10 protein-coding genes are annotated in these 12,494 nt (G+C 38.4%); 6 read left to right on the top strand and 4 right to left on the bottom strand.

From position 1 onward, the window contains the following. Positions 1 to 74: 74 nt before the first annotated feature. Complete coding sequence (locus CYK55_RS02315) at positions 75 to 608, top strand: phenolic acid decarboxylase (protein ID WP_034690082.1); 534 nt, start codon at positions 75 to 77, stop codon at positions 606 to 608. A 259-nt stretch (positions 609 to 867) separates the two neighbouring features. After that, complete coding sequence (locus CYK55_RS02310; RefSeq protein WP_034690084.1) at positions 868 to 2,547, top strand: hypothetical protein; 1,680 nt, start codon at positions 868 to 870, stop codon at positions 2,545 to 2,547. 426 nt (positions 2,548 to 2,973) lie between these two features. Here the strand turns inward: CYK55_RS02310 and CYK55_RS13930 are convergent, their stop codons facing one another. The 4 genes from CYK55_RS13930 to CYK55_RS02295 all read right to left on the bottom strand — a co-directional run bounded on the left by CYK55_RS13930 (position 2,974) and on the right by CYK55_RS02295 (position 7,004). Next, complete coding sequence (locus tag CYK55_RS13930) at positions 2,974 to 3,105, bottom strand: hypothetical protein (protein WP_268745033.1); 132 nt, start codon at positions 3,103 to 3,105, stop codon at positions 2,974 to 2,976. A gap of 105 nt (positions 3,106 to 3,210) precedes the next feature. Further along, on the bottom strand, positions 3,211 to 3,618 hold the full coding sequence (locus CYK55_RS02305; RefSeq protein WP_034690085.1) for a GNAT family N-acetyltransferase: 408 nt from the start codon (positions 3,616 to 3,618) through the stop codon (positions 3,211 to 3,213). 267 nt (positions 3,619 to 3,885) lie between these two features. After that, positions 3,886 to 4,713, bottom strand: a complete 828-nt coding sequence (locus CYK55_RS02300; RefSeq protein WP_126133875.1) for an endonuclease/exonuclease/phosphatase family protein — start codon at positions 4,711 to 4,713, stop codon at positions 3,886 to 3,888. 128 nt (positions 4,714 to 4,841) lie between these two features. Further along, on the bottom strand, positions 4,842 to 7,004 hold the full coding sequence (locus tag CYK55_RS02295; protein ID WP_034690087.1) for a PTS transporter subunit IIBC: 2,163 nt from the start codon (positions 7,002 to 7,004) through the stop codon (positions 4,842 to 4,844). 284 nt (positions 7,005 to 7,288) lie between these two features. Here CYK55_RS02295 and CYK55_RS02290 point away from each other — a divergent pair, with 284 nt between their 5' ends. The 4 genes from CYK55_RS02290 (at position 7,289) to CYK55_RS02275 (ending at position 12,325) form a co-directional block, all read left to right on the top strand. Beyond that, a complete protein-coding gene (locus CYK55_RS02290; protein ID WP_034690089.1) occupies positions 7,289 to 9,583 on the top strand; it encodes a glycoside hydrolase family 65 protein in 2,295 nt (764 codons plus the stop codon). After that, on the top strand, positions 9,576 to 10,241 hold the full coding sequence (pgmB, locus tag CYK55_RS02285; protein WP_126133874.1) for a beta-phosphoglucomutase: 666 nt from the start codon (positions 9,576 to 9,578) through the stop codon (positions 10,239 to 10,241). Before CYK55_RS02290 ends, pgmB begins: the two co-directional genes overlap by 8 nt. Further along, on the top strand, positions 10,234 to 11,244 hold the full coding sequence (locus CYK55_RS02280; protein WP_034690093.1) for an aldose epimerase family protein: 1,011 nt from the start codon (positions 10,234 to 10,236) through the stop codon (positions 11,242 to 11,244). The genes pgmB and CYK55_RS02280 overlap by 8 nt, the downstream gene beginning before the upstream one ends. A gap of 64 nt (positions 11,245 to 11,308) precedes the next feature. Further along, complete coding sequence (locus CYK55_RS02275; RefSeq protein WP_034690095.1) at positions 11,309 to 12,325, top strand: LacI family DNA-binding transcriptional regulator; 1,017 nt, start codon at positions 11,309 to 11,311, stop codon at positions 12,323 to 12,325. Positions 12,326 to 12,494: the final 169 nt, after the last annotated feature.

Here is a 12,494-nt window from a genome sequence, read left to right as displayed (position 1 = left end):
ATCATTCTATCATAATCACGTAATCAAAAACATGTAAATTATTACATGTTTTAATTTAAAGGGAGATGTTTTACATGAAACAATTCAAAAACTTAGAAGATTTTATCGGAACTCACTTTATCTATACGTATGACAATGGTTGGGAATATGAATGGTATGCAAAAAATGACCACACCGTTGACTATCGTATTCATGGCGGGATGGTCAAAGGGCGTTGGGTCAAAGATCAAGAAGCAGATATCGTAAAATTAACAGATGGTGTTTTTAAAATCACTTGGACTGAACCAACTGGTACAGACGTTGCTTTAGACTTTATGCCAAATGAGAAAAAACTCCATGGCACGATTTTCTTCCCTAAATGGGTCGAAGAACATCCAGAGATCACTGTCACTTTCCAAAACGAACATCTTGCGGAAATGGAAGCTGCTCGTGAAAAATATGAAACATATCCAAAATTAGTCGTTCCAGAATTTGCGACAATTACTTATATGGGTGATGCGGGTGTTGATAATGAAGATGTAATTAGCGAAGAACCTTATGAAGGAATGCCAAAAGACATTCGTGAAGGTCGTTACTTCGACGAAAACTACCGTCGCATCAATAAATAATCACTCTACTAGTATAAAATCAAAAGCCACTCCTTCAATTGATGAAGACCAGTGGCTTTTTGATCATTATAAATGGAGGCTTTTGTTTCTACCTTTTATTTTATTGTAAATAAATATGGTCATTTAACTTTTCCAATTGATTTCTTTATGATTTACATAAATAATTTCATGTTATTTTCAATTTTTTTCTAATTCCTTGCCTCTCCTTTCATTAACCTTTATGATAAGTTTAGTTATTATATGAAAAGGAGCCAAACAGTTGAAAAAATATAGACCATATTTTTTGATTTTTATTTTCGCAATTATTTTCGTATTGCCAAATATCTTATCACACAAATTGATCATCGGGGCGGATGCGCCATTTCATTACAATCGTTTTTATGATGCAGCCCAACAAATTATTCACGGAGACTTACACTACTTCCCATCGATGTATGGCTTTCAACAAAGCGGTCGGATCGTCAATGCAATCTACGGTCCCTTATTCTCCTACTTTCAAGGGTTGATCGTACTTGTTGCTAGAAGTTGGTATCATTACCAGATTTTATCGAATTTTATTCTCTTCCTTATCGCAGGTTGTTCCATGTTGACTTTGTTGCGTTATGTAAAAGTACGTGATTGGGTGAGTGTGCCGGTTTCAGTCTTGTTCATGACGACCTATTCGATTCAATATTGGGCTGTCAATCAAGGTTTTACGAGCTGGGGCACCGTGTTTTATCCTTTATGTATGATCCCGCTCGTTGATTTCATCGTGCATAAAAAATTCCCTGTACTTAAAGTAACTGCAGCGATTGCATTGATGACGCAGATCCATCTACTATCTTCTGTGATGTTAGTATTGATGTATATTCCTTTTTATGGGTATTATTTCTTCACACAAACAAATAAAGGGAAAGCTCTTTTACAGTTAGGTAAATCAATTCTTCTATACTTTATCCTAACGGCAAATATTTGGGTAGGTATGGCAATGGTTTACAGTGGGAATAAGATTCTTCCACCTTTCGTCAATCGACGAATGACAGAGAAATCAATCAACCTTGAGGGAAGTTACTGGTTGAATTATCCGAAAATCCTTCCTGTCGTTTTATTTACTGGTTTTTTATTTTTCTTATTGTTCCGAAAGCGAGAAGAACTGTTTCCAAAACTTTTGTTGCGCACAAGTGTTGTGTTCTTCTTACTTTCAACCAGCCTGATCCCTTGGAATACATTAGTTGAAAACGAAGTGCCATTTATTAGCTTGATTCAGTTTCCATTTCGTTTCTTTGTCCCATTTACCTTGCTTTTTTTACTTTACTTTGCAATCGTCGCCAATCGTTGGGAAAACAAAACCTGGTTACGGATAGCTGCGACCTTACTGATCCTGATCAGTTCTGTTCAGACCATCCAAAACTTATACCGTCACCTCAATAAATGGGAAGATGAAACCTTCGTCAGTCGTCATACGTATTTGTTCGATACACCTGATGAAGCAAGAAAAACTTTCTACAGTCGTGATATGTCCAAAAGTTTATTTGTTTTCCAGAAAACTACGCCAGATTATTTGCCGATCTATAAACAAACAAAGGCAAATAAATACGATCGATACAATGAAGAAATCCTGGAAAATGAAACAACATTCATCAAATCACATCCTGATGGTCGGTTGAGTATCAAATGGAAAAATACCGGTGAACCGACTGTTCATGTGCCAGTTATCGTGTATGATCGAACCGTCTTGATGCAAAATGGACAGAAATTGACGGATTTTGAATTGACCGATATCGGTACACCGATCGTCAAACAGCATAATGGCATCAACGAGATCATTCTCTATTACGACCTTCCCGTCTATTTCTACTTCGTTGTTGCTGCGACTATTGCAGGTTGGCTATCCTTTTTAGGAATCTATCTTTCACAAAAGTTTAATTTTAGGAAAGAAAAAAATGTGAAAATCAGTTAGACCATCATTGTTTAGATTATGCAAAACACGTACGATAAGCGGGACTGTGACAGGCTGACTGTCGCAGTCCCGCTTAATTTTGAACTTTGAAAGTAGGAAATCTCCTCCTTTCTCTACTAAATACGTTTATTTTTTTATGGTTATCGGATTGCCACAATCTTCATCAAAACGCTGATGTCTGCTTCTGTCTTTACTTAAAATAGCAAGGGCCAACTAGATGGACCGAATTTTTTCTTTTTTTCCAGATTTCTTGGATCTCCGGTTGTAATACGGCCTGTAGTCTTTCCATTTCACTCACTTTCTTATCGGTTATCGTCATTATTCCGATCAAGCCATTCTTTTTTTAAATAATATCAAATAGCTACTTTTTTTATGGCAATAACTAAATTGCCAACTATCCCAAAATCTCAATTCACGTTTCACATCCTAGAGATTATTTAACAACTCTTCTATCTTAGATAGTCGTTCGCAAGCATCCTCACCAATAAACATTTTTATTGATTTTTCTGTGGGTTCATTCTGTTTATCTGATAAAACTTCCGCTTTATTTAGTTTCATATCCTCATTCTCCTTAATCATAGTATTCATTGACAAGCACTCAAACCATTCCTTCGAAACTGTTATCAAAACGATGAAATACTTTAATTATCTTATCTTCAACAACTAAAACTCTTTGTAAAACGATACGAGATTACCTTTGTCGCAAGAAACAAATCCAAATCCCTCATAAAAGTACCTTACATCTGGAGCATCTTCAGTCAAAAGTATTTTCTGTCTTACCTCTTTATATTCCTGTAAAATCTCAGCCAGTAAATAAGTTCCTATCTTTTTATTTTGGTAATCAGGATGAACTAAGAGATCTTGTATATATATAATTGTCTGACCATCACCAACCACTCTGATCAACCCCACTAATTTATCTTGATGCCAAGCAGTTATTACGGATAAGGAATGAGCGATTGCTTTTTCTAACCTATCCAAGTCATTCGTATAACTAGTCCATCCTACACTGGCATATAGATTTTCAAGTTCACTTTTATGTATCTGTACATTGGTCTGATAATTTATCATAGATTTTCACTCCTATTTATTTTAGCTTGCTCTTTTCATATCATTACTTCGATTATATCAATATTCCTTCTAAACAGCTTAGTATACTGCAAACCAAGTCTAATTATCCCAATTTTTATCTAGCTATTCTAAAATTAGTTTACAAATGTTTTTCTAGATCACCAATAATAGTCAGCAACGCTATAAAAGCACATCATTTAAAACAACTGACTGTTTTTTAAAGATGTGCTTTTTTGTTATTCGCCTTTTTATATTTTCACTCTCACTTTATAGCTCCATTTCCACAGCTACCCCAAAATGATCACTAACGATTGAACCATTCGTCCCATCAAAGACACGGATATACGAACTGACTTTACTCTCCATCGGAACGAAAATATAGTCGATTCGCAGTGCTTCTGTATTGTTTTCCCAGCCATCGATTTTTTTCTCGATCGTGGCTTCTTCAGATTTTTGCTCTGCTAGAACATACGCATCTTTGATATTCAATTGATTGTCTGCCACTAAGCAATACCCTTCCTCACCTGCTGGATTATTAAAATCACCCATCAACAAGCAAGGTATTTGATAAGTTAAGAGTTCTCTCTGTAAGAATTGCCACTCGTAGGCAAAGCCCGTTTCTATATCTGACCACCAAGAGAAATGACAGCTTGCGACAACGATTGGTTGGTTGTCAATTACTGTTTCGGCCACAAGGATCATGCGGGTACGGTAGTTTTCTTTTTCTTTTGTTTCAGACACTATGTATGCCCGACTATCCAAAAGAACCTTTGATAAAATAGCGTTTCCTTCTTCGTACTTATCATAACCAATATGACTCATTTCCCAACTCCAAAAATAGGATTCCCCTGCTTCTGCCAGTCGTTGGATCAAGCAATAAGCGAAATTATCTTTGTGGATTGGGGTCTGATTCGTTACTGGACAAAAACCGACTAGCTCTTGTTCATTTACGATTTTTGTTTCAATCAGTTGATTGACCTCTTGCAAAGCAATCACATCATAGCGCTCAACTAAAATCTTATCTGCAAGGTCTTGTAGTTTAGTTAATGGTTCTTCTTCCAACCAACTATGTGTATTCAACGTCATTATTTTCATTTTTTTGGAACCTCTTTTCTATTTTTACATAAAAATCAGAGACTGTTACGTCAGCGCTGATCATTGAAGAAATCTCTCCTCAATCGTCTCGCTTTTTCGTCACAATCTCTGATCACTTCTTGTATTTATTATAGCTTGATTTTTCCGATTTCTGTACCCATTTCAACAGAACCCAGTGTAGTGATCGCAATTTCTTTCACTTTATCATCCGTGAAAACAACCATGATCGTTGTATCTTTTCCTTGTTCTTTGACTTTTGCAAGATCCATGCGTGCAATCGGCATACCTGGTGTGACTTCTTGTCCTTCTTTCACAGATATTTCAAATGCAGGTTGCGCCATTTGGACAGTATCGATTCCCATGTGGATCAGTACTTCTGCGCCTTCAGCTGTTTCCATCCCAATAGCGTGCTTCGTTGGGAATACGCTAACGATTTTACCCGCTACTGGAGCAGTGATCGTATCTGTTTCAGGAATGACTGCAAAACCGTCACCCATCATTTTTTGTGAAAAGACTGGATCATTGACCGCTGCTAAAGCAATCACTTCTCCTTTGGCTACTGCGTATAATTCTTTTTCGATTCCTAATGCTGCTGTCGCTGTTTCTTTTTCCATCACGACTTCTTTGACTTGTGGTTCAGGAATATCTGCGCCTGATTGCAATAAATCTTCAATATCTGATTTTAACACATCTGCTTTTGGCCCATAAACGGCTTGGACACCATTGTCTTTGACGATCAATCCCATTGCGCCAGCACGTTTCCACGCGTCTTCTGAACCAACTCTGCCTCGATCTGCCACTGTTACACGTAAACGTGTCATACAAGCATCCACGTCTTTGATATTTTCTTTTCCACCTAATAAATGGATGATTTGGATAATTTGTTGATCCACCACTCCTGTTGTCGTGCCAGTTGTTGTTTCTTCACTGTCATTATCATAGTTCCCGTTACGTCCTGGTGTAGCAAAGTTGAACTTCTTAATCAAGAAGTTTGCTAAGAAATAAGTCACTACGCCAAAGAGAATGACACAAATGACGAAGTTGATTAAATCGCCGCCAAGCCCTGCTTTAATTCCTAATGGTGTTCGTGTCAATAATTCGATATTCCCGAAGGAATGGACACGCAATGGTAAGATATCCGCCATCGCAAAAGCTGCTCCTTGAATGACTGCATAGATCGCATACAGTGGAACTGCTGCAAACATAAACATAAATTCTAATGGTTCTGTTACCCCTGTTAAAAAGACAGCTAAAGCAGCTGAGAAATACATGGATTTGTATTTTGCTTTTTTGTCTGGATCGACATTGCGATACATCGCAAGCGCCATCCCCATCAAAATACCAGAAGAACCAATCATTTGACCGACTTTGAAACGTGCGGGTGTCCAATTGTTCAATACGAATTCATACTGTGCCATGTCTCCTGCACCTCGTAGGTTCACTAAGTCAGTTGCCCAAGCTAACCATAATGGATCTTGTCCAAATACTTGTGTACCGGCTTGTGCGCCAGATAAAATCTCATATGTTCCACCTAATTGCGTATAGTTGATTGGAATCGTCAACATGTGGTGTAAACCAAAAGGTAGTAATAAACGTTCTAATGTTCCATATAAAAATGGTGCTAAAATCGGTGCGCTATCTTGTGATTGTGCAATCCATAAACCAAAATTATTGATTCCTGCTTGAATTGCTGGCCAAACTGCTGCCAAAATAAGAGCTACGATCGTTGACCAAAGAATCACTACAAAGGGAACAAATCGTTTCCCATTAAAGAAAGAAAGTGCATCTGGTAATTTACGGTAGTTATAGTATTTGTTATAAGCCATCGCACCGACGAACCCAGCGATGATCCCTACGAATACTCCCATGTTCAATGCAGGAGCTTCTAAGACACTCGTAAAGAATCCTTTCACCATGATTCGTGTACCAAACAACGTATGTGTGAAGGCATCTTCATTGGCTAACATCTCTGTTGTGACACCGAAGATCGCTCCTGTGATCCGATTGATCAAAACAAACGAGATTCCGGCAGCGAATGCACCACCTGCTCGTTCTTTTGCCCAACTACCACCTATCGCTAATGCAAATAATAAATGCAAGTTCCCAATAATTGCCCAACCAATACTTTCAAGAACACCACCCGTAGTGACAAGTGCTGCCATGTTCGGGTTGATCAATGGGATCGATTTCCCGATACTGATCATTAAACCAGCAGCTGGCATAACTGCTACAACGACCATTAAAGCCTTTCCAAATTTCTGCCAAAAATCAAAACTAAACATTTTCTTCAATTTCTACCTCTCCTTTACGCAATCGGTTTCGTTAATCCGTATTATAGAGGTAATTCCTTTTTTTGTAAATGCTTTATTTTTATTTTATTTATTTTTTTATCCAGAAGCATGATACAACAGATACAATAAGAACTATACAGAAAAACTAGGGCAATGATACTTTCCACCCTCTTGCGAAGTGTTCTACAATAAAAAAGATTGAGTATTTATCAGTTTACTATTGACTGACGCAACCGGTTGCGTTTATTATAAACCTAAGAAATGAAACATTTAGGAGGAGAATCATGAAACAAATCAAACGCTTATTCCAAATCGACCCTTGGAAAATCAGTACGACAACATTAGATAAAGAAAACTTACGTTTGCAAGAGTCATTGACAAGCATTGGAAACGGCTACATGGGAATGCGTGGAAACTTCGAAGAAACGTACTCTGGCGATCATCACCAAGGCACTTATTTAGCAGGCATCTGGTATCCTGATAAAACTCGTGTGGGTTGGTGGAAAAACGGTTATCCTGAATATTTTGGGAAAGTCATCAATGCGGTCAACTTTATCGCAATGGATATTTATATCAATGACCAATTGATCGATTTAGCTTCCCTTGATCCAGAAGATTTTCATTGGGAATTAGATATGCAAAACGGGGTCTTATCTCGTCACTTCACTATCACAACAGCAACGAATAAAGTCCATTTCTCATTTGAACGTTTCTTGAGTATCGCCAAAAGAGAAGCTGCCTATATTCGTGTAAAAGTTGAATTGCTTGCTGGTTCAGCCACCGTGAAGTTCGTTTCGAAACTGGATGGACATGTACAAAATGAAGATAGTAACTATGATGAGCATTTCTGGAACCAAATTGACCGTGGTACAAAAGACTCAATCGGCTATTTGACGACAAAAACGATCCCTAACGCTTTTGATATTGAGCAATTCACTGTCACTGCCGGAATGCGCCATTTGATCAACGGAGAAGTAGCTATCCCTGTATTTGAAGAAGAAACTTTAGCTTTACAAGGGGTCTTCACATATGACCTAACACTAAATGAACCTGTGATCGTGGATAAAGAAGTCTTGATTTTGACGAGTCGTGATATTCCTGAAGCACAACAATTCACAACACTTATGGCTGAATTTGACCAGTTAACTACCCATTATGATGCAGCCAAAGAAGAGCAAACAACCGCTTGGGCAAAACGTTGGGAATTGGCTGACGTAGTGATCGAAGGCGACGATGAAGCGCAACAAGGCATCCGTTTCAACCTTTTCCAATTATTCTCTACTTATTATGGTGAAGATGAGCGCTTGAATATTGGACCAAAAGGCTTCACTGGCGAAAAATACGGTGGTGCGACATACTGGGACACAGAAGCTTACGCCGTGCCATTATATCTAGCATTAGCTGACCCAGAAGTCACAAAAAATTTATTGAAATACCGTCACAATCAATTACCACAAGCAATCCACAATGCTCAACAACAAGGATTGAAAGGGGCGCTTTATCCAATGGTGACCTTTACAGGTGTCGAGTGCCACAACGAGTGGGAAATCACCTTTGAAGAAATCCATCGTAACGGTGCGATTGCTTACGCGATCTACAATTATACAAATTATACAGGCGATACGTCTTATCTGAAAAATGAAGGACTTGAAGTATTGGCTGAGATTGCTCGTTTCTGGGCGGATCGTGTCCATTACTCAAAACGTCAAAATAAGTATATGATCCATGGTGTGACTGGTCCGAACGAATACGAAAACAATATCAATAACAATTGGTACACGAATACGATTGCCGCTTGGGTCCTTCGTTATACTCGTGAAAATTATTTAGCGTTCAAAGAAGAAACAACAATTGAAATCAGCGAAGAAGAATTAGCAAAATGGGCTGATATTGTCGAAAACATGTACTACCCGATCGACGAGGAACAAGGAATTTTTGTACAACATGATACATTCCTAGACAAAGATTTGATGCCAGTTTCGGATTTACCACTTAGCGAATTGCCTTTGAACCAAAAATGGTCTTGGGATAAGATCTTGCGTTCTTGCTTCATTAAACAAGCAGATGTGTTACAAGGCATCTATTTCTTCAATGAAGAATTTACAAAAGAGGAAAAACAACGGAACTTTGATTTCTATGAACCGATGACGGTTCATGAATCTTCTCTTTCTCCAAGTATCCATGCGATTTTAGCTGCTGAACTTGGCTTGGAAGAAAAAGCGGTCGAAATGTATCAGCGTACTGCTCGCTTAGATTTGGATAACTATAACAACGATACAGAAGATGGATTGCATATCACCTCAATGACAGGTAGTTGGTTAGCGATCGTTCAAGGTTTTGCGCAAATGAAAACCGCCCATGGCGAATTATCTTTTGCACCATTTTTACCAAACACATGGAATGCCTATTCTTTCCATATCAATTACCGCGGTCGCTTGATTTTCATCGCTGTTTCTGATGAACAAGTCACATTTACCTTACTGAATGGTGAGGCACTGGAATTGACTGTGTATGGACAAACACAAGAGCTAGCAGATCAACTAACGATTCCATTAAGAAAGGACGATGCACATGTTTAAAGGTGTCCTATTTGATTTAGACGGTGTCATCACCGACACAGCAGAATTCCATTATCGCGCCTGGAAAAAACTTGGTGAAGAAATCGGGATTTCAATCGACCGAAACTTCAACGAACAATTAAAAGGAGTCAGCCGAGAAGATTCATTAACATTGCTTCTTGCTTATGGAAAGAAAGAAAATGTCTTTTCAAACGAAGAATTCGCTGCTTTAGCCAAACGTAAAAATGAGTATTATCTAGAAATGATTCAAGAAATCACGCCAGCAGACGTATTTCCGGGTATTGTCCCTTTATTAACAGAATTAAAGAAAGCTGGCATCAAGATCGCCTTAGCTTCTGCTAGTAAAAACGGGCCATTCTTACTAGATAAAATGCAATTGGCGGATTACTTTGATGCGATTGCTGATCCTAGCAAAGTAGCAAGTGGCAAACCCGCCCCTGATATCTTTTTATTAGCAGCCAAAGAAATCGGATTAGAGGCGACTGATTGTTTAGGTATTGAAGATGCAAAAGCAGGCATCCAAGCGATCATTGCAAGTGGCGCTTATCCTGTAGGCATTGGACGCAAGGAAGATCTTGGGGAGGACATTCCGATCGTCGCTGATACGTCTTCGTTAACACTCGACTATCTACAACACGTTTGGCGCAAAGATGTCTGAACCAAGCATTTCTGTCCTCCCCATCAAACAAACAAATCTAAAAAAAATCACATTGAAGAACGACGAGCTAGAAGTCGTTCTTCTCAATTATGGTGCTCGCTTGCATCAAATATTCACAGTAGATAGAGTGGGAAAAATGGAAAATATCTTACTCTCTTACGACCATCTTCAAGATGTTTTATCTGATCATAGTTTTTTCGGTGCAACTGTTGGTCCAGTGGCAGGTAGGATCAGAAACGGTGAATGGGGACCTCACCGACTAGAAAAAAATCATGGCAAGCATCATATCCACGGCGGAACAAACGGCTGGTCCTTTCAGTTTTGGGAGGTAGAAGTATTCAAATCACCTCAAGCAGTGGGTGTCGTCTTTTATTTAAAAGATACATTTTCAGGTTATCCTGGACCAATCACCGCGACTGTGACTTATCAATTAGAAGGAAATAGATTAGTCATGATCACTAAAGCCAACAGTGTAGTAGAAACGATTTGTAACCCGACAAATCATGCCTATTTCAATCTATCTGGAAATGGAAAACGTGATATTGATTCCCATCAACTCCAGATTCAATTAGATAGCTTATTACTTTTGGATCATGACAAATTACCTACAGGGGAAACCCTGGACAAAGCGGACTTACCAATCAATTTTCAAGAATCAAATACAGTGACAGAGATTTTATCCAAGTATCCTTTAGGTCTTGATGACGTTTTTTTATTAAATACGCCTAAACTCACCAAAAACAGCTTAACTTTATCAGAAGAAGCTTCCGGTCGCCAAATGAATATAGCAACTACGAACAAAAGTATGGTATTATTTTCTACAACTGGGTTCGATGCAGATTTACAGATCAACGGTCAACACATGCATTCTCATTTTGGCTTAGCGATCGAACCACAAGAAATACCAGATATCGTTCATTTTCCGGAGTTTGGCTCGATTACGCTGCGACCTGGACAAGAACGCGTCAGCCAAACAACTTATGAATTTAGTACATTCACTTAACCAGTTTGATTTAACTTGGTTTCAACAAGACGATGGACGATGAAAAAGAAAGGTGATTTAACTTATGGCAATTACAGTGAAAGATGTTGCAAAAAAAGCAGGCGTAGCGACATCTACTGTTTCTCGCGTGATCAATGACCATCCAAGTATTTCCGAAACAACGAAAAAGAAAGTACGAAAAATCATGGATGAACTAGGATATGTTCCCAATATCACAGCGAGAAATCTTGGTAAACGTGTATCAAGCGCTGTAGGTGTCATTCTTCCACCACTCGATTCCAAAGAGCGTCTTGGCAACCCGTTTTATTTAGAAATCATGGAAGCAATCAACGAAGAAGCACGACATCACGGTGTAACAACAGCTATTGCTACCGCAAAAAGTTTCGACGTCTTATTAGAGAACGTTCAGCGTATGCATTTACAAAAACAAGTTGATGGTTTTATCCTAGTCTACTCCGATAGTGACGATCCAGTCATCGATTACCTTTATGAACAACAGATTCCGTTCACACTGATCGGACAACCGTATCATCATGAGAACGAAATCATCTACATTGATAACGACAATCAACTATTAGGAAAACAAGCCACCGAATTTTTGATCGATAATGGCCATAAAAATATTCTTTTCGTGACCAATACAACACATGAAAGTTTATACTTTGAACGCTATTTCGGTTATCAAAAAGCGATGATGTTAGCAGGACTGAGTGCCCAACCAAGTGTGACTTTGGAACAGGCTGAAGATTACTTAGATTTTGACACGATCTTAAAAAAAGCTGAAGCGACAGCGCTAGTTGTTATCGATGATATTTTTGCTTTACGCACGATGCAACTCGCCCAAATGTATGGCTATATCATCCCGGAAACCCTTTCGATGATCAGCTTCAATAACTCGATTTTTTCTACATTGATGCATCCTTACTTAACAAGTATCGACATCGATATCTCTGAGTTAGGTCGAGTCGCGATGCAAAAATTGCAAGAACTGATCCATGAAGAAGTGAGCAATGGTGTACGCTTAGTGATCCCCCATCGTTTGATCAAACGAGAAACGGTCGTTCCATTGAAAGAAAAATAGGGTAGCCATTCCTAGGCGAATCAAAAAAAAATAGCAAAGCATCTTGTCTTAGGACAAAAGATACTTTGCTATTTATTTTTACTAGTAATCAACTGATCCACTAACGATAAGTCCAAATTTGTAGTTAATTAGAAATAATCAAAAAAATGAAATCTCTTCCATTTTTTCT

This window comes from Enterococcus mundtii, from assembly GCF_003957375.1.
Classification (GTDB): domain Bacteria; phylum Bacillota; class Bacilli; order Lactobacillales; family Enterococcaceae; genus Enterococcus_B; species Enterococcus_B spodopteracolus.
Note: the sequence above shows the minus strand (reverse complement) of the source record. Positions and strands in the feature narration are given on the sequence as shown.

Excerpts from the sequence above, each read along its gene's own strand:
- CYK55_RS02290 (WP_034690089.1), top strand. The coding sequence starts at position 7,289 with ATGAAACAAATCAAACGCTTATTCCAAATCGACCCTTGGAAAATCAGT.
- CYK55_RS02275 (WP_034690095.1), top strand. The coding sequence starts at position 11,309 with ATGGCAATTACAGTGAAAGATGTTGCAAAAAAAGCAGGCGTAGCGACA.
- pgmB (WP_126133874.1), top strand. The coding sequence starts at position 9,576 with ATGTTTAAAGGTGTCCTATTTGATTTAGACGGTGTCATCACCGACACA.
- CYK55_RS02300 (WP_126133875.1), bottom strand. The coding sequence starts at position 4,713 with ATGAAAATAATGACGTTGAATACACATAGTTGGTTGGAAGAAGAACCA.
- CYK55_RS02280 (WP_034690093.1), top strand. The coding sequence starts at position 10,234 with ATGTCTGAACCAAGCATTTCTGTCCTCCCCATCAAACAAACAAATCTA.
- CYK55_RS02305 (WP_034690085.1), bottom strand. The coding sequence starts at position 3,618 with ATGATAAATTATCAGACCAATGTACAGATACATAAAAGTGAACTTGAA.
- CYK55_RS02315 (WP_034690082.1), top strand. The coding sequence starts at position 75 with ATGAAACAATTCAAAAACTTAGAAGATTTTATCGGAACTCACTTTATC.
- CYK55_RS13930 (WP_268745033.1), bottom strand. The coding sequence starts at position 3,105 with ATGAAACTAAATAAAGCGGAAGTTTTATCAGATAAACAGAATGAACCC.